General features: G+C 38.2%; 13 protein-coding genes. All 13 read left to right on the top strand.

Translation table 11 applies throughout. The annotated features are described in order from the left end of the window. Positions 1–342: 342 nt before the first annotated feature. The 13 genes from QM491_RS18850 to QM491_RS18910 all read left to right on the top strand — a co-directional run bounded on the left by QM491_RS18850 (position 343) and on the right by QM491_RS18910 (position 19,727). On the top strand, positions 343–1,737 hold the full coding sequence (locus tag QM491_RS18850) for an L-fucose/L-arabinose isomerase family protein (RefSeq protein ID WP_283329090.1): 1,395 nt from the start codon (positions 343–345) through the stop codon (positions 1,735–1,737). 198 nt (positions 1,738–1,935) lie between these two features. Further along, positions 1,936–3,483, top strand: a complete 1,548-nt coding sequence (locus QM491_RS18855) for a DUF1593 domain-containing protein (protein WP_283329091.1) — start codon at positions 1,936–1,938, stop codon at positions 3,481–3,483. 45 nt (positions 3,484–3,528) lie between these two features. Further along, positions 3,529–4,338 (top strand): transketolase, encoded by an 810-nt coding sequence (locus tag QM491_RS18860; RefSeq protein WP_283329092.1) that lies wholly within the window; start codon positions 3,529–3,531, stop codon positions 4,336–4,338. 523 nt (positions 4,339–4,861) lie between these two features. Further along, positions 4,862–5,836: a transketolase family protein gene (locus tag QM491_RS18865; RefSeq protein WP_283329093.1), complete on the top strand. Its 975-nt coding sequence runs from the start codon at positions 4,862–4,864 to the stop codon at positions 5,834–5,836. Between the two features lies 1 nt (position 5,837). After that, entirely contained in the window at positions 5,838–6,764 is a 927-nt protein-coding gene (locus tag QM491_RS18870) for a D-ribose ABC transporter substrate-binding protein (RefSeq protein ID WP_283329094.1), read from the top strand. A 252-nt stretch (positions 6,765–7,016) separates the two neighbouring features. Next, the gene (locus QM491_RS18875; RefSeq protein WP_283329095.1) at positions 7,017–7,619 is read left to right on the top strand and encodes a DUF2291 family protein; all 603 of its coding nucleotides are present in this window, start codon (positions 7,017–7,019) and stop codon (positions 7,617–7,619) included. A 24-nt stretch (positions 7,620–7,643) separates the two neighbouring features. Then, on the top strand, positions 7,644–9,131 hold the full coding sequence (locus tag QM491_RS18880; RefSeq protein ID WP_283329096.1) for a sugar ABC transporter ATP-binding protein: 1,488 nt from the start codon (positions 7,644–7,646) through the stop codon (positions 9,129–9,131). Between the two features lie 42 nt (positions 9,132–9,173). Further along, positions 9,174–10,130 carry an ABC transporter permease gene (locus QM491_RS18885; protein ID WP_283329097.1) on the top strand — a complete coding sequence of 319 codons (957 nt, stop codon included), beginning with the start codon at positions 9,174–9,176 and terminating at the stop codon, positions 10,128–10,130. Then, positions 10,130–11,629, top strand: coding sequence for an FGGY family carbohydrate kinase (locus QM491_RS18890; RefSeq protein ID WP_283329098.1), 1,500 nt, complete (start codon positions 10,130–10,132; stop codon positions 11,627–11,629). The genes QM491_RS18885 and QM491_RS18890 overlap by 1 nt, the downstream gene beginning before the upstream one ends. 322 nt (positions 11,630–11,951) lie before the next feature. Beyond that, positions 11,952–13,442, top strand: coding sequence for a DUF1593 domain-containing protein (locus QM491_RS18895; RefSeq protein ID WP_283329099.1), 1,491 nt, complete (start codon positions 11,952–11,954; stop codon positions 13,440–13,442). A 348-nt stretch (positions 13,443–13,790) separates the two neighbouring features. Then, positions 13,791–14,351 carry an RNA polymerase sigma-70 factor gene (locus QM491_RS18900; protein ID WP_283329164.1) on the top strand — a complete coding sequence of 187 codons (561 nt, stop codon included), beginning with the start codon at positions 13,791–13,793 and terminating at the stop codon, positions 14,349–14,351. Positions 14,352–14,542: 191 nt separating this feature from the next. After that, entirely contained in the window at positions 14,543–15,559 is a 1,017-nt protein-coding gene (locus QM491_RS18905) for a FecR family protein (RefSeq protein WP_283329100.1), read from the top strand. A 799-nt stretch (positions 15,560–16,358) separates the two neighbouring features. After that, entirely contained in the window at positions 16,359–19,727 is a 3,369-nt protein-coding gene (locus tag QM491_RS18910) for a TonB-dependent receptor (protein ID WP_283329101.1), read from the top strand. Positions 19,728–19,730: the final 3 nt, after the last annotated feature.

Consider the following 19,730-nt stretch of genomic DNA (forward strand, 5'->3'; position numbering starts at 1 on the left):
AGGAGAAAATACGCCTAAGAACCAGTCAAATCCTAGATCGAATCATGGATATTGCTGTTGGATTACATAATCTTAGAGTTACTTTCAGAACAATAAATAATAAACCGTGATAAAGTTTAATGCCTGATATTCTTTTGCCCAAATATTTTTAAAAAGTATTATTTAAGTATGAAGAGGTCTTAAATCAATAGTATATCTGAGATACAATTTGACTACAATCTTTTGATGATAGGTGTACTCTAATAACTAGTCTACGATTAACTAATAACGTCCTCTTATATCTGACTTTATTCAAATTTAACTTGAAATAGGATAGCGATTTATCCCTAAAAAACAATTGAAATGACACTTGGCGTTATTATTGGAAACAGAGATTTTTTCCCAGACAGTTTAGTCGAAAAAGCAAGAACTGAAATTATTGAGGTATTCAATAGTCTTAAAATTAAGCCTATTTTGTTGGATACCAACGATACAAAATTAGGAGGAGTAGAGACTTTTAGAGAAGCTCAAAAATGTGCAGATTTGTTCAAAGCCCATCGTGAGGAGATTGCAGGGATTTTGGTATTATTGCCAAACTTTGGGGACGAAAAAGGCGTAGCAGATACTCTCAAACTAGCCAATCTTAACGTGCCAGTATTGATTCAGGCGTACCCTGATGATTTGAGCAAAATGAACGTGGTCAATCGCCGTGACTCGTGGTGTGGTAAGATTTCGGTTTGTAATAACCTTTATCAATATGGCATTAAATATACACTGACTAGTCAGCATGTTTCGGCTCCGTCTGATCCAAATTTCCAAAGAGATTTACTAGATTTTGTGTCGGTTTGTCGAGTGGTAAAAGGCTTAAAAAGTGTTCGTATTGGTGCTATTGGCGCTCGTCCAAGGGCATTTAACACAGTTCGTTATTCCGAAAAAATCCTTCAAAGAAACGGTATCACAGTAACGACATTTGACTTGTCAGAAATTTTGGGACGTGCCAATAAATTAACAGGCAATGACGACAAAGTAAAACAGCATTTGGAATCTATCAACGCTTATGCGTCTAAAGGCAGAACGCCAAACGAAGCCATGATTCAGATTGCCAAATTGGATGTGGTTTTGAAAGAAATCATGGAGGAAAATGTCCTAGATGCGACTGCTATTCAATGCTGGACTTCTTTACAACAAAACTACGGTTGCAACGTATGTACTAGCATGAGTATCATGTCTGAAAATATGTTGCCTTCTGCCTGCGAAGTGGACGTTACAGGTACGCTTTCAATGTATGCGATGCAATTGGCATCAGGCTCGCCAAGTGCATTGGTTGACTGGAATAATAACTATGCTAATGACGAAGACAAATGTGTGTTGTTCCACTGCGGTAACTGGGCAAAATCATTCTTGCCAGATATTCAAATTAGCAATGCCCCAATTTTAGGAACTTCGGTAGGCGTCGAAAATACCTATGGTGCTTTGGACGGACGTACTCCTGCTATGCCATTGACCTATGGAAGAATTAGCACCGACGACCCTAAAGGTATTATCAAAGCTTATATTGGTGAAGGTGAGTTGACTAATGACCCATTAGAAACATTTGGTAACCGTGCAGTAGCTCAAATTCCTGATTTACAAGGACTCATGAAATATATTTGCCGTAATGGATTTGAACACCACGTAGTAATGAATGCTTCAAAAACAGCTTCAATTTTGGAAGAGGCATTAGGAAACTATATGGGCTGGGAAATCTACAAGCATTAGAAATAAGCGCTTACTGAGATTTGAAGTTTTATGGCAAGGTAGTATAAGTAATTGGGAGGAAAGGAAGAGGTAAGTACTTAAACTACCTTGATTGTTTACAGTGAATTATTTATCCAAAAACCAATTATACAATCTATCAAGATGTGCTCAAAAATCGGCTGTTTAAAACTAGCGAAGCTTTTCTGCTTGGCTATCCTAATGAATCTTGGCTTTCTATCGGTGAAAGTTGTAGCTCAAATTTCATCTAAAAAGGAAAAACCTAGAATCATTATAACAGCCGATCCAGAGCTTGACGACAACAATTCATTGATTCGTTTTTTGTTGTACAGCGACAATCTTGACATTGAAGGGTTGATTTATGCCAGCAGCGGATTCCACTGGAAGGGTGACGGAAAAGGTACTAAATGGTCTGTGCCGGGTAGAGAATATGTTCGTTTTGGCTTAAATCTTTGTCCATGCGAATCATGGCGATGGGCAAAAGATGAAAAGTTTATCCATGATATCGTGGGTGCTTACGAAAAAGCATACCCTAATCTTAAAGTACATAGCCCTGAATATCCTGCGCCAGCCACGCTGAAGTCTAAAATTAGATATGGCAATGTCGAGTTTGATGGTGATATATCCAAAGATTCAGAAGGCTCAAATTTGATTAAAACACTTATTTTGGATGATAAACCTGGGCAATTATTCATAACTGCTTGGGGCGGGCAAAGCACCATTGCAAGAGCCTTAAAATCAATTGAAGAACAATATCAGTACACCACGCAATGGGAAGCTATTCAGAAAAAAATTGTTAAAAAGGTAGTTTTATTACCTTCTGGCGACCAAGATGATACTTACGCCACCTATATCAAACCACATTGGCCTAATATCGAATATCGCCAATTTAAGGATGTTCCCAATTATGGGTATGGCGCTCAATTGAACGCTAAGGCAGAAGATGCTTCATTTTTGACTGCCAAATGGATGAACGAAAATGTAAGCAGTCGTGGTCCTTTAGGAGCTTTGTATCGTGTTTGGGGTGATGGAAAACAAATGGTAAAAGGAGATATCCTTGACTATTTTGGTTTTTCGGGCTTAACTAATGAAGAACTCAAGAAGAAAGGATATGCCGTTTGGATGCCTGTACAAGAAAAAGGTTCATGGTTGGGCGAAGGCGATGACCATACCTTTATGAATATGTTGGGTAACGGACTACGTGCTTACGAAGATGGCATTTATGGAGGATGGGGTGGTCGTTCGATTGCTAAAACGGAGACTTCCAATAATTTCTTTATGCTCTCAGATACTAGTGCAAACGCAATGGCAAACGTTTTGAGTAATGCCAACAAGCAAGCCAAAGAAAACACATTTCCTAACTTTTTTCCTCAGGCACAAAAAGACTTTTCGGCAAGAATGCAATGGTCAGTAACGCCAAAATTTACTAATGCCAACCATCAGCCGATTGTAAGAGTAGAGGGACCATTACAAATAATGGCTTCGGGTGGCGATAAAATTCGACTGAATGGATTTGTATCTGACCCCGACGGAAATGCTGTTCAGACAAAGTGGTGGCAAATGAATGTAGGAGCTTACACGGGTAAAATTGTGATTTCGAATCCTAATAGTACTCAAACTGAAATACAGATTCCAAAAGAGGTACAGGCAGGGCAAACCATCCACCTAATATTGGAAGCAACAGATAACGGGAAACCAGAGTTGACTAGTTATCAAAGAATTATCATTACCATTAGAGCAGCAAAATAATTAGCTGATACTTAAACGATATTCATTTCAAGAAGCTCAAACACTATGAACATCAAAGAATTAGAAGAGAAATCCAAAGCATATCGCAAAAAGATTCTCAAATATATCTACAATGCGAAGGCAGGACATACAGGAGGCAGCCTCTCGATTATTGACATTTTGAATGTGCTTTACAATAAGGTATTGAATGTTTCTCCTGAAAATTTTAATTCACCTGAAAAAGACATTTATATCCAAAGCAAAGGGCATTGTGTAGAAGCTTTGTATGTGGTCTTGGCCGACAAAGGCTTTTTTCCTGAAGATGATTTATTGACGCTTTGCCAGTATCAATCGCCCTACATTGGTCACCCAACCAAGAAAATTAAAGGAATGGAGCAGAACACTGGTGGTCTCGGACATGGTTTGTCTATTTGCTGTGGGAGTGCTTTGGCTGCCAAAAAAGATCAATCAGACGTGAAAGTTTACACCGTATTGGGCGATGGCGAAATGGCAGAAGGCTCTAACTGGGAAGCATTTATGTTTGCAGCGCATTACAAGCTCGATAACCTTTGTGCTATTTTGGATTATAACAAACTCCAAATTACCGCTCCGAATGCTGATGTAATGGGCTTGGAGCCACTCGATAAAAAACTAGAAGCTTTTGGCTGGGCGGTTCGACATGTTGATGGCAATGACGTAGAATCCTTGGTAAATACCTTTGATGCACTTCCCTTTGAGGCAGGAAAGCCTTCATTTATCATTGCTCATACGACCAAAGGAAAGGGCGTGAGTTATATGGAAAATGTCTTGAAATGGCATCATGGCGTACCAACAGCCGAGCAATACGAGTTAGCCTTGGCTGATATAGATGGCTAGATGACGTATAGTAGAATGAGTTAATAAGTAAAGGTCAGTGCTGAGTAAGTTTCAACTATTGCAGATATGGGATTTCTGATTTCGGAGTAAAGAGCGGTTTTAAAATATGAGCCTCAAAGTGGCTATACTTCCGAAATCCAACATCCGAAATGGCAACCGCAAGGGTTGCAGCTACACCCCAAAAAAACAATAAATAAGAACTCTGTTGAACAAAATAAAAACCTTCGTACAGCTCTAACTTACCATTCAAAATTATTACCTATTCGATGTCAATTTAGAGCATGTCTAAATTTTATAACTTATTAAAAATAAAAAAGTTTGTATTTGTTTTTCTGAAATCCTGTTGTTTGAGCCGCAGGCGAGTTTAGGATTTCTTGACTTTCTTTTGTTACTTTTCTTGTGTCAAGACAAGAAAAGTAAGGTGTGGCGAAGGGAAATTTTGTTTTTATAACAAATGCCAAATAAAATTTTTAAAAATACTCTAGTTAGCATTAAATATATCAAACACATAATAAGTAAATTTATGGGTCAAGAAATAACCAATATTCCGAAAGGAGTAGGGCTTGCCAATTTGGAGGTCTTCGCTTCAACCTTGGAATCACTCGCCCAAGCAGATAAAACTGTTTTTGCAGTAACCAGTGACTCTAGAGGCTCAGGTAAATTAGTGGCATTTGGACAAAAACTTCCAGAGCAAATTGTAGAAGTGGGTATTGCTGAGCAAAATTTAGTTGGCGTAGCCACAGGTTTGGCGAGTATGCGTAAGAAAGTTTTTGCGGTTTCACCAGCTTGTTTTTTGACGGCAAGAGCCTTGGAGCAAATCAAAAATGACGTTTGCTATTCTGACAATCCTGTCAAACTTATCGGTATTTCAGCAGGAGTAAGTTATGGTGCATTGGGAAGTACACACCATAGTTTGCACGACTACGCAGTTTTGAGAGCCATCAACAATATTACGATTATTGCACCAGCGGATAACTTCGAAACTGCTGAGGCTATTCGCCAAGCCGCTGCTATGGATTCGCCTGTTTATCTTCGTTTTGGGAAAAAGAATATGCCCGAAAAAATCGAAGAGGTTGAGCATGCGACAAGCTTCGAAGTGGGCAAAGGGCGTGTAGTAAAAGAGGGGTCAGATTTGACCTTTATCGCTACTGGTGAGGCCGTTTGGCCATGTCTAAAAGCCGCTCAAAAGTTGGCTGAAGAGCATCAAATTTCGGCTACAGTGGTAAGTATGCATACAATTAAACCCTTGGATCAAAGACTGATTTTGCAATTAGCTTCACAAAATACACCAATCATTACGGTAGAGGAGCATTCTGTGTATGGTGGACTCGGTGAGGCTGTTGGCTCGGTGCTTTTACAAAATGGTTGCCATAACAAATTCAAAATCGTAGGCTTACCAGATGAGCATACCGTTTCGGGTTCTCAAGGTGAGATTTTTGAACATTATGGAATTTCAGAAAAAGGATTGACACAATCAGCTTTAAACATTTTAGGCTAATATGAAAAAATACATCCTCATAACGGCATCGCTGATTTTAGGAGTTTTTCTGGTAAGTGCTTGTTCAAAAAGCCAGTCGAATGAAAAGAAAAAAGTAGCGGTAGTTATTTCTACGCTCAACAATCCTTGGTTTGTAATCTTAGCTGAATCGGCTGCCGAAAATGCTAGAAAACTAGGTTATGAAGCCAAGATATTTGATTCTCAGAATAGTCCTGCCGTAGAGTCAGACAATTTTGAAAACCTTATTTCTTCTGAGTTCGATGCGATTCTTTTCAACCCAACTGATGCCGATGGGTCGGTTTCCAACGTGCTTCGTGCCAAGGCTGCTGGTATTCCAGTGTTTTGTATGGACCGTGAAATCAATAACGATGATGCTGCTACCAGTCAAATTTTGTCAGATAACTATTCTGGTTGTGTCGAGGTAGGCATTGAGTTTGTAAAAGCCTTGAAAGAGAAAGGTACGTATGTCGAGATACTTGGTTTGGTGGGAGACAACAATACTTGGGCACGCTCAAAAGGCTTTCATTCGGTTGTTGACAAATTTTCTAATCTCAAAATGGTAGCTCAACAAAGTGGTGATTTTGACCGCAATAAAGCCATGGAGGTTTTGGAAACCATCATGCAAGCACATCCTAACATCGATGCAGTTTTTTGTGGCAACGATGCTATGGCACTCGGGGCGTATCAGGCATTGCAAGCCGCAGGGAAAGCCAATGTAAAAGTATTTGGTTTTGATGGTGCTTCGGAAGTCATCGAAAAGATAAAGGAAGGTAAAATCGTCGCAACAGGTATGCAGTACCCAAAAATTATGGCAAAAACTGCTGCCCAATATGCCGACGAGTATTTGAAAGGTAAGCGTGACTTTCCACAAAGAGTACCTGTGGAAGTAGAACTTGTGAATACTGCCAATGCGAAAAATTACAAGTAGCAACGGATTAGGTTAGTGGGCAAAATTAAAAGAATTTTACCCGCTTTAAGCACTAGGCTTTATACTGTAGGCTATAAGTTGAAAAGTATTTCTCATGAAATAATTTAAGCTTTTCGCCTAATGCTTACGGCTTACAACCTAAAGCATATTAACTACCAATATTTTACATTCACTGTTCAGCATTCAACCTTAATTAAGTCATTAAACCACATTATCGTGTTAGGTGGCTGTTCTCTCAAGAAACTTATAACTATGAAAAAAATTATCATTTCTTCTGTCTTGGCAGTTGTGGCTATCTACAACTCCATCTACATAGAAAGTTTAGATGATTTGAAGCAAAAAAAGGATTCGAATTTTGATTTTGCTAAATATTCACAAGACTTATATCAACAAATACTCGCCAAATCACAAGCGGTTGAGCTGTCGCAGTTGTTATCGTCCTTTGCTGAAAATGACCATGCCAACATTGCCAAATACGGCAATAGGTTAGGCATAGGAAGTTCGGCGTATTATCTGGTCAAATGCCAAGCCAAAATTTTGGAGGTTCAGGGAGATAGATTGAAAGTATTGGCAGCAGGCAACAGACTATTAGATATAGATACAAAGTTCATTTTTGGAAATGCCATTCGTGATGCTTCGGGTTTGGTAAAATTGACTGATTTCAAAACGACGGCTGAGTTCAACAAGATTTCAGAAAGCTTAAATACGATTATTCGTGAAAAAGCTATTCCTGAAGAACTCAAAACCGTGAAAGCAGGCGATACCATTGACATAGTTGGCGCAGTAAAGCTGGGAGAAAAGCAACATGACTTGTTGAATTTGAGTGTATTGCCCATTAAGATTTCTAAAATATAAGCGTTTCCACAAAACCATTCGCACGTGCTACAAGCAGTCAATATTTCAAAATCATTCCCTGGTGTGAAAGCATTGAAGGGCGTAAACTTGAATTTTTATCCTGCCAAAGTCAACGCCATTTTAGGAGAAAATGGGGCAGGGAAGTCAACGCTCTTGAAAATCCTCACAGGCGTATATCCCGATTACGAAGGCGAAATACATTTGAATGGACAAGTTGTAAAATTTAATCATATCAAAGATGCTCAAAAAGCTGGAATTTCGATTATTCATCAAGAACTAAACTTAATTCCTACTTTGACCATCGCTGAGAATATTTTTTTAGGTCAAGAAATTGAAAATCAGTGGGGAATGCTCGATTATTCAGGTATGAAAAAAGTTACGAATCAACTACTTCAAAGATTAGAACTGAAGCTTTCGCCTGATACTTTGGTACAAAACTTAAAAGTTGGTGAGCAACAACTCATCGAAATTGCCAAGGCTCTATTGATTGACGCACAGGTGATTTTGATGGACGAACCCACTTCGGCGCTGACTAATGCCGAGATTGATAACCTCCACCGTATTATTGCTGAACTCAAAAAAGAGGGTAAAACGATTGTGTATATTTCGCACAAGATGGATGAGCTTTTTCGAATTGCCGAAAAATACACCGTTATGCGTGACGGCTGTAGCGTAGCAGAAGGCGATATGTTCGATACTACAGAGCATGCATTGATTCGTCAAATGGTGGGTCGTGAGGTGACGATTGAGAAAAAAGCTAAAACTCAAATCTCTCAAGAGGTAATATTAAACATTCAAAATTTTACTCTTCCTCATCCTAAACTCAAGAATCGTAACTTATTAGACGATATTTCATTAAATCTTCACCAAGGCGAAATCTTAGGGATTTTTGGTTTGATGGGCGCAGGACGTACCGAATTGCTTGAAAGTATTTTTGGACTAAATAGTACTGCCCTGAAAGGTTCGATGGTCATACACCAAAAGCCTGTAAAAATTCAATCGCCCAAAGATGCCATTGCTAATGGGATAGCTTTTGTAACGGAAGACCGCAAAACAGAAGGCTTAGTACTGGGAATGAATATTGCCTCCAATATATCACTTACTACACTAGCTAGCGACAAATTGCTTGATACTCGACAAGAGCAACAAAATGCGCAAAGCTATATCGATTCGTTGGCAATTAAAACCCCTTCTTCACTACAACTTTGTTTGAATTTGAGTGGAGGAAATCAACAAAAGGTGGTTCTTGCCAAATGGCTGGCGACTAACCCTAGTATTTTGATGCTCGACGAACCCACCAGAGGAATTGATATTAATGCCAAAAACGAGATTTATGAATTAATCAAAAAACTTTCGCAAGAAGGGAAAAGCTTTATTGTAGTCTCTTCCGAAATCCCCGAACTACTAGCTTTGGCCGATCGATTTTTGGTTATGTCTGGCGGACGTATTACTGCTGAGTTGAGTGCAGAGGAGGCCAACGAAGATAAATTGTTGAAGGCTGCAATTTTATAAATTATCTTATTCGATTCTTTTTCAAATAGTTATAAAAATACAATGAACAAAGAACTATTAAAAAAATCACAATCACTGATTGCACTTCTGTTGCTCTGTATTGTCATAAGTATTCTTTCTGATAAATTTCTTTCTGCCAATAATATCTGGAATGTACTGCGTCAGATTTCGGTAAACGTCTGTATTTCCACAGGTATGACCTTAGTTGTCTTGATGGCAGGAATCGACTTGTCGGTTGGTTCTGTGTTGGCGTTTACTTCGGTGATTTGTGCAGGTTTGCTCAAAGACGGAATCACCATTGGAGCTCTGAATATTCATGTAGGTTTTACCATTTTTGGCGGTATTTTGGCCGCTATTATTGTAGGCTTGTTGATTGGACTTTTCAATGGTTTGGTGATTACCAAATTCTCCTTGCCACCCTTTGTGGCTACGCTTGCGATGCTCACCATAGCCCGTGGTGCAACCATGCTTTATACCCAAGGGATTCCTATTTCTAACCTAGGTCCCAAATTTGAATATATTGGTTCTGGTTGGTTGATTGGTATTCCTGTACCTGTCTGGATTTCGATTTTATTGGTATTATTGGTGGTGTTTATCAGTCAGAAAACGGCTTTCGGACGTCATATCTATGCGATTGGAGGTAATGAAAAAGCAGCTTTTCTGTCTGGAATCAATATACAAGTTACTAAACTTATCGTGTATGGTATTTCAGGAATGATGGCAGCAGTGGGAGGAATCATGGTTACTTCTCGACTTAATTCTGCACAGCCAAATGCGGGTGCAAGCTACGAACTCGACTCTATTGCAGCAGTAGTAATTGGTGGTACTTCGCTATCAGGAGGAATTGGCACAGTGACTGGCACTGTGATTGGTGCAGCGATTATTGGGGTGCTCAACAACGGCTTGGTGCTTTTGAATGTATCACCGTTTTGGCAACAAGTAGTAAAAGGTTTGGTGATTTTATTAGCCGTAATTATTGACCGTAAGAGTAAAAAATAATGAAATATATTTTAGCCATTGACCAAGGTACAAGCAGTACTAAATCTATAATTTTTGATAACCAAGGAAAAGTTATCAGTAAAGGTCATGCCGATTTACATACCAATTATTTCGATAATGGTTTTGTGGAACAAGACCCAGAAGAGATTTTTCAAAATGTATTAACTTCTGTGAGTCTGTGTTTAGAGGATTTTCAGCAAAAAGGATACAATCCCAAGGATATTGCTTCGTGTGGCATTAGCAATCAGCGAGAAACTTTTGTGCTTTGGGACAAAACTGGAAAAGCACTGTCGCCAGCCGTGGTTTGGGCTTGCAAAAGGTCTACGCAGGTTTGTGAAAATCTCATTAACCAAGGACAAAATGAGTTGATAAAACAACATACAGGTTTGATAATTGACCCATATTTTTCAGGAACCAAATTACTATGGTTACTGGAAAATAACCCTGATTTAAAGACTCAACTCGATCAAGGAGAGGTATATTTTGGTACAGTAGATTGCTGGCTTTTATACAAACTTACCGAAGGTAAATCGTATAAAACTGACCATACCAATGCGCACAGAACCCTTTTGCTCAATATCCATTCTTTGACTTGGGATAAAGAAATTTTAGCACTTTGGGGACTCGAAAAACTTCATTTACCAGAAGTACATCCTTCTTCTTACGATTATGGCAACTGGACTTATTCCGATGAAAAATCTGCTGTTGGAGTTTTAGCACAAAATCAATTGCCTATTACTGCTCTCATTGGCGATTCTCATGCGGCAACATTTGGGGAAGGCTGTTTCGAAAAAGGAACTGCCAAAGCAACACTAGGCACTGGCTGTTCGATTATGTCCAACATTGGTAGTGAACCATTAATCTCCTCAAATGGCATGTTAACCACCGTTTGCTGGAGTGTAGAGGGAAGAGTAGATTATGCGTTTGAAGGAGCTATTGTTTCATGTGGCTCAACGATTGAGTGGTTAAAAAACGAATTAAAATTTTTCACTCATCCTGCTGAAACCGATGATTTAGCCCAAAAAGTAAAAGATAATGCTGGCGTATATCTGATTCCTGCCTTTAGTGGCTTAGGTGCACCACATTGGCAAATGAGCCGAAAAGCTTCCATTCAGGGTATTACTTTTGGTACAAGCATCCATCACATTGTTCGTGCAGCCTTAGAAAGTATTCCTTACCAAATCAAAGATGTACTCGATGCTATGAGTAAGGATATGGGCAAAGACTTTAGTTCGATTTCAATCAATGGAGGTATTAGTCACAACAAATTTGTTACTACTTTCTTGGCTGATTTACTGGGTTTTTCCATCAAAAAACAAGCAAATCATGATATATCGGCATTAGGTGCTGCGTATTTGGCAGGTCTTAAAAGCGGTGTTTATCAGAGCATTGATACTTTGTCAGAACTTTGCAAAGCCAATATTACCAGCATCGAACCTGCTGACAATACCCTTGTACGGACCTATTATGAAGGTTGGCAAAAAGCTTTAAATGGATAAGAAATGAACTCTACGGAATAACGATATTTTTCTGTCAGGGTACGACAGAAGTATTGATACAGAATTATGAATGTATTTTTTTAATTATCAATATATTACATTCACTATTGATAAAATATTATTTTGCTTTAGTATATTATTTATATCCAAACAGAAACAAACACACCTTTCTTAACACCTCACTTTACAAAAGCTCCCATTAATTGACAATTGAGTTGCAACGTAAAATAAAGATTGAGTTGATTAGTATTTAGTATGCTGATTACGAGAATCTTATATTTAAAATTTGCGACTCACTATCCATCATTAATACTCACTATCCATGAAACACATTTTATTAACGATGACACTGCTGTTTGGAATGTTGCAAACGGGTGTAGCTCAAAATAAACCTCGTACTATCGTCACCACAGATGGAGAGATAGATGATGTTGATTCGTTTATTCGAATGCTATTGTATAGCAACGAATTCAATCTCGAAGGACTCATTTATAGTAGTTCGCAGTGGCATTATAAAGGTGATGGAAAAGGAACGGTTTTTACTTCAGAAATGGAAATGACCGCCAAGTTGTATGGTGCTAAAACGTCGCTTCGTTGGCCAGGAACGCAATGGATTCAAGATTTATTGAAAGAATATTCGAAAGTATATCCCAATCTGTTGAAGCATGATAAAGCATATCCAAGTCCAGCTTACCTGACAAAACTTATTCGTGTAGGAAACATAGATTTTGAAGGTGAAATGGAAAAGGATACAGAGGGGTCAAACTTTATCAAAGCCAAATTGCTAGATAATGACATGAGTCCTTTGTTTTTACAGATTTGGGGTGGTACCAACACCATTGCAAGAGCATTAAAGTCTATTGAGGATGAATATGGAAAAACTCCTCAATGGAAATCAATTTATGAGAAAGTTTGTAAAAAAACGGTACTTTATGCTGTACTTGACCAAGACGCTACCTATCGCAAGTACGTTTCTGTTAAATGGCCTGATATTAAAATTTTCTATAACTCGAATCAATTTTGGTGTTTTGCATATCCTTGGCCACGTGTAGTTCCTGAGGCATTGCAGCCGTATTTGAGGGGAGCATTTATGGGTAAAAATATTATCAAAAATCATGGTCCATTGTTAGAAAAATACTATTCATGGGGCGATGGACAAAAGCAAGAAGGCGACGACGATCATAAACATGGTACATTGGAGGAAATGAATAAACAGAAGATGACCCAATATGACTTTATTTCAGAAGGAGATTCGCCTGCGTATTTTCAACTGATTGATGTAGGTTTAATGAACAAAAATAACCCTGAGTATGGTGGTTGGGGTGGAAGAATGGTTCAATCTACCTCAAATCCACATCGTTGGGAAGATGGCAATCATGTAAAAGATTATAATCCTTATACCAAAAAAGAAGATACGGCTTTTCCACAAACTCGTTGGGTGGAAGCGCTGCAATTAGATTTTGCTGCTCGTGCAGATTGGTGTATCAAACCTTATGCTGAAGCCAACCATGCACCAAAATTGAGCCTCAAAAATGGAAACTTCAAGAAGGTAAAAGCTGGACAAAGTATCTTGTTGGAAGCAAGTGCTAAAGACCCCGACAAAAATCAAGTGGCTTTTACTTTTTGGCAGTATCCCGAAGCAGGTACATATCCTCAGTCTGTAACGATTAGTCCTGAGGGAAATAATAAAGTTAAAGTAGCTATTCCATCAGATGCCCAAAAGGGACAAACAATTCATATTATTGTAGAAGGTCGTGACAATGGAACTCCCTCTATTATTCGCTATCAAAGAGCAATTTTAAAAGTGGAATAATTCTTTATTTACGCTTAAAGTATTCTGTTTTATCCCCTAGTGCTGAGTTTATTAGCTCCACTAGGGGATTTTTGTAATTGGTAGATTGCCTTCATTTTTAGGAAGCTATCTTGAATATTTTTCTTGAAATAGATTCAAAAAAAGTGCGTACATTCAGCTATGACTTTTTATTGATAAAAGTAAATTAAGAAGCCTGAGGAGCTTATTTTTATAGGAGTGTCCAGAAAAAAACTCACATAAAAGCTTTGCAATTTTAAATAGTCCTATAGTTTTGTAAATCGAATTTATGAGAACTAATCATTAATAATTCTATTTAAGCCCATCAAAAACGCGCCAACACATAGCGATATAGAACTTTTTTCACTTCTTCAGGAAGGAAAATCAATGGCCTTTGACGAAATATATGAGCGTTACTGGTCAAAACTATATGCCTATGCCTACAATCGCTTGCGTGATAAAGAAACCTGTGAAGAAATCATCCAAGAAGTATTCGTGAGTTTGTGGGCCAATCGCAAAACGACCAAAATCGAAAGCTCTGTTTCTGGCTATCTCTATCAGGCGGTTAAGTTTCAGATGCTGAATTTTATGAAATCAGCAGAAGTTAGAAATAACTATCTAGCGCAATTTACCCATTTCCGAGAACAACTTTTTGACGATTCCAACAACGAGAGTATTGCCTTCAATGAACTTCGTATGATGCTGGAAAAAAGCATGAGCGACTTACCCGAAAAATGCCAAGAAGTATTTCGCATGAGTCGTGTGCAACATTTGAGCATTCAAGAAATTGCCCAGCAATTAAATATTTCACACAAAACCGTCGAAAACCACTTAACAAAAGCTCTCAAACATCTTCGTGAAGATTTAGGAGATTTCTTGATTTTGATGGTTGTATTTGGAATAATGGGATAGGAGTAGATGGACTTTCTTCAAAATTGAGAAATAATCACTTATTCACTCAATCAACAACCCCTCAATATCTAAGCATTTTTACTCAAAAATAAATTTTTATTAAATTTTTTTCTTTTGGAGTAGGTGTAATTGCATCTTCAATTTACTTCACTATTAGAAAGGAGTAAAATCATATTTGGTGTTTTTCGAAAATGTCCAAATATTCTTTGAGTCCTTTTATAGACTATCATAAATATATGCAAGACCGTAAATTATTAATTCTGTTTGAAAAATATCAGCAAGGAAAGTGTTCGACTGCTGAGAAAATCTTGATTGAACAATGGTTAGATTCATTGACTGAAAACACGGATGAATCGCTAGAAAAGGAAATCGCTAAAGAAGGTGCTTTGAAGAGGAAAATGTATCAACAAATTCAAGCACGTTTGAGCGAGGAAACCCCTGCTAGAATAATACCATTTGGATTCAATAAGATTGCCAGAATTGCTGCGTCTGTACTATTGGTAATGGGCGGTGTGTTTGCTTTGAGCCCAATGGGTTATGATACGTTTGATTTAAAAAATGAAACTTTTCAAGCCTTTTCGGTTGGTAAAACTAAAAAGGTGATATTGGAAGATGGCAGTATTATTTGGTTAAAGGGGAACAGTTCATTGACATATCCTGAGCATTTTGTGAATGCTACCCGTGAAGTAAATTTGATTGGAGAGGCGCTATTTGAGGTTGCCAAAGATGCAAGTCATCCTTTTATCGTTCACTCCAATGGCATGAATACCAAGGTGTTGGGGACAAGTTTTAATATTAGACCAGTTGGCAATCACGTGGAGGTGGTAGTATTTACGGGCAAAGTGGCAGTTTCGTTGGCAAACAGTAGTAAGCATATTTTGGTACTTCCATCAGAAAAGGCCATTTGTATGCCACAAGAAAAGGAGATTAAAGCAGCAACAGCAGAAAATACTGCTTCGTATTTGCTTAATACTGAGTATAATATGAGTTTTGAAGACGCTCGTATGTCGGATGTATTAGAAAAAATATCGACCAAGTTTGATGTAGATTTCGAACTTACTAATAATACGATAGGTAACTGTTTAATCACCGCAGATTTTACAGACCAGTCATTGGATAAAACCATGACGATTCTTTGTCAGATTATGAATGGCAGTTGTGTGATTGAGGGGAATAAAGTTTTTTTGAAAGCAGAAGGGTGTAGGTAAATTGTTGATTTTTGAGTTGGGGACAAGGATTTTTGGTTTGTGAATAAAACAATCTGTAAGATTGAAAAAGTTATAAAAGTATTTTGAATATGAGGGGCTCCTTAGAATATGTTTAAATTTTATAAGTCATTAAAAATGTTGTATTTGGTTTAATGAAATCCTATTGTTTGAGCCGCAGGCGAGGTGGGTCGCCACTTCGATTAGGATTTCTTGACTTTCTTTTGCGGCCGCCGCTGCGGTTACTTTTCTTGTGTTAGACGGGCACGCCTAGTGAAGAAAAGTAAGGAGTGGCGAAGGGAAATTTTGTTTTTTCGACAAATGCTTAATGGTTTTTTCAAACACGCTCCAATAACAGATATACCATTAACAAATAACATTCAACTACAGAATATTTTAATAAAGAATAATCAATCATTTAGACTAGTTCCAGTAGTCAAGATGAGAAGTTAGATAAATAGAAAGAATCATCGTTTTGATCTGAAAGAGATTCTTCCAGAATGAATTAGTGCAAAATAAGATTGTATCAATTTTTAATGTAAAATGCTAATAATTCAAAATTTACAATCACAACTCAGCACTAAAATTTTTATCACTCTAAAAATTAAATTTCCTTAACTAATTCGTCAACCCTTAAAGCCAAAACGTCAAATGAAAAAAATCCAAGCATAAAAAAAGACAAGAGTGGTTCCAGCACTCTTGCCCTCGAATTTATTTGTTTCGTCACACCGCTCGGCAGCGGTGGCGAGAAAATATTGTCTTATCCCTCCATTTCAAAAAAGAATAAAACCCAATCAAAGGTATGACAGAAAATTATCGAATCAAAGAATTAATCCTTCGAATTATGCGGTTTACGATGTGTCAGGCCATCATAATTATGGTGTTCACAGGAATTATTCACGCCCATGTAAATCTTGCACAAGGTGTTCTAAATCAGAATATTGCCGTCAAGGTAGAGAACGTGAAATTAAAGGCTGCTTTAACGCAACTAGAGAAAGAAGCGAAAGTGAAGTTTGTATATAGCAGTAGCCAAATCAATATCAATCAAATTGTTTCTATTAACTCTTCAAAAGAAACCTTAGGGAGTGCTTTAGAGGTACTTTTAAAACCTCTAGGTATCAAATTTTCGGTTCAAGACAATCGTATGATTATTTTGTCGAAGGTAGTAGACAACAATTTGAATTTATTAAAGGCAAACGGTTTACCCAACGCCCAAGCCGAAAGTAGCCAAGGAGAGGAAGTTACAGGAACCGTGGTCGCTGCGGAATCTGGTGAGCCACTTATTGGGGTTTCGGTGACAGCCAAAGGCACGCCTTTTGGAACAATTACTGATGAAAAAGGTAGATTTAGAGTCATGGCGAAAAAAGGCTATGTGCTACTATTTACCTACGTAGGCTACGAATCGTATAGTGTTACCGTTGGAAACGCGACCAATATCAAAGTTTCGTTGAAACAAGCACTTCGTTCACTAGACGAGGTAGTGGTAATTGGTTATGGTACTTCTTCAAAAAGAATCAATACTGGTTCGGTGACGTCGATTACTTCTGCAGAAATCGGCAAACAGCCAGTATCAAACGTATTAGCTGCTTTGCCAGGTCGTATTGCTGGTGCTCAGATTGCTCAAAACAATGGTTTACCAGGAAGTGCTGTCCAAATTCAAATTCGTGGTCAGGGGTCATTGTCATCAGGAACAATTCCTTTGTACGTGATTGATGGTGTTCCGTTTACCAATTTTAATGGTGGTAGCCCCGCAACTGATAACCTCAATGCTTTCGGTATTTCAGGTGCTAATGGCGGTATTAGTCCATTTAGCATGATTAATCCCAACGATATTGAGCGAATTGATATTTTGAAAGATGCCGATGCAACGGCTATTTATGGTTCTCGTGGAGCGAACGGTGTGGTATTGATTACGACTAAAAGAGGACAATCTGGCAAAACAAAATTTGATGTAAACGCTTCAAGTGGTTTTACAGAATTGAACCGCTTTATTCCGATGTTGAGCCCTGATCAATATTACGACCTCAGAACACAGGCATTCAAAAACGACGGTGTTACGCCCAATACCAGCAATGCCCCAGACTTGACAGTGTGGGACAGAACCAAAACTACCGACTGGCAAAAGTATTTCTTGGGAGGTACTGGTAAAGTTAACGATGTCCAAACGTCATTGTCTGGTGGTGATGCTTTTACCAAATTTATGTTCAATTTGGGATACCGCAACGAAACTACAATTTTCCCTGGTGATTACTCAAGCACAAGATTTTCGAGTAGATTGAATCTCGACCATAGTACCAGAAATAAGAAATTGAATTTTACCTTAGCGTTAAGTTATTCTAAAGATAAAACAAATTTGCCTCAAAGTGATTTGACTTCGGTGTATAACCTTCCTCCGAATTTACCTTTGTACGACGCCAATGGAAAGATGTTTTGGTCGAACAACTTCACCAATCCACTCTCAACTTTGATGCGTCAGAACAATGCTAACACGTCTAATTTGATTAGTAATGCAACCGTTCGTTATAATGTTACAAAAGGCTTAAACTTAAAGGCAAATTTTGGATATACTATTACTGATTTAGAGCAGAAAAACTTGACGCCAGCCTCGGTGTTGAATCCATCGTCGAACCCAACCAGTACTTTAAACTTTGCGGACAATAAGGCTCAAAACTATATTATTGAACCTACAGCGGAGTATGTGAAAGAAATTGGTAAAGGCAAACTTTTGGCAGTAGTGGGTGCAAGCTGGCAACATAATACCTCAAACGGGTTTTCGTTAACTGCAACTAACTATAGTACAGAGGCGTTGTTGAATACCCTTTCGGGTGCTGGATTAGTAACGGTAAACTACAACAATATTGTTGAGTACAAGTACAATGCAATTTTTGGACGTGTAAATTATGATTGGCAAGGCAAATATTTTGTCAATGCTACCTTCCGTCGTGATGGTTCTTCTCGTTTTGGGCCAAATAATCGCTTTGGTAATTTTGGCGCTTTGGGTGCTGCTTGGGTATTCTCACAAGAAGATTTTGCTAAAAGTATCCCAGCTTTGAGCTTTGGTAAACTACGTGCGAGTTATGGTACAAACGGTAACGACCAAATTTCTAACTATTTGTATTTGCCATTGTATAGTACTTCGACAACCTATTTGAGCAATCCTTCGTTGGTGCCAACAACCTTACCAAATGCAGATATTCAATGGGAAACAACTAAAAAGTTTGAAGCAGCTTTAGAATTAGGTTTCTTGAAAGACAAAGTTTTGTTTACCGCAGAATATTACAACAACCGTTCAGGAAATCAAATTGCTTATTTGAGACTACCAACGCAAAGTGGTTATAATGCTATTCAAGCTAACTTACCAGCGTTGATTGAAAATAGTGGTTGGGAATTTGAAGTAAATACGACCAATATCTCTCGTGGTGATTGGAAATGGACAACTACTTTCAACATTACTTTACCACAAAACAAATTGTTGAAATTTGATGGCTTGGAAAATACTTTTTCGAGTAGCTCGTATATTATTGGTCAGCCTATCAACTTTACCCGAGTATTGCATTATTTAGGCGTAGATCCTAAAACGGGAGCGGCTCAGTACGAAGACATCAATAAAGACGGTGTTGTTGATTTTAACGACAGATATGTAGCCAAAATCGGAACCCCATATTATGGAGGTTTGGGTAACTCTGTATCATACAAAGGATTCCAATTTGATATTTTCTTCCAATTCAACCATCGTTTCGGACAAACCAATATCATCAATACAAGACCAGGGGCGTTGACTAACCAAAATGCTTCGTATTTGAATATTTGGAAACAAGAAGGAGACATTACTACTATTCCAGGTGCATCGGCTACTGCTGGAACTGCTATTGCCAACTCTTACAATTTCTTTAGTTCGTCGGATGCTTTTTGGGGAGATGCTTCTTATTTGAAAATGCGCTCTGCAAGTGTTTCATACCAGTTTCCGAGTCAAATAGCCAAAGCTATTGGTATGACCAACTTTCGTGTGTTTGTTCAAGGACAAAACTTGTTTACTTGGTCAAAAAACAAATATATTTTGGATACAGAAACACAAGTTTCGGGTGGACCGACTGGTTTGGGAACAGGAACAATTGGGCAAGTATTGCCTCCACTTAGAACCATCATGTTAGGACTTAACTGCTCATTTTAATTG

Origin of the sequence: Flectobacillus longus (assembly GCF_030056705.1) — a bacterium.
GTDB lineage: Bacteria > Bacteroidota > Bacteroidia > Cytophagales > Spirosomataceae > Flectobacillus > Flectobacillus longus.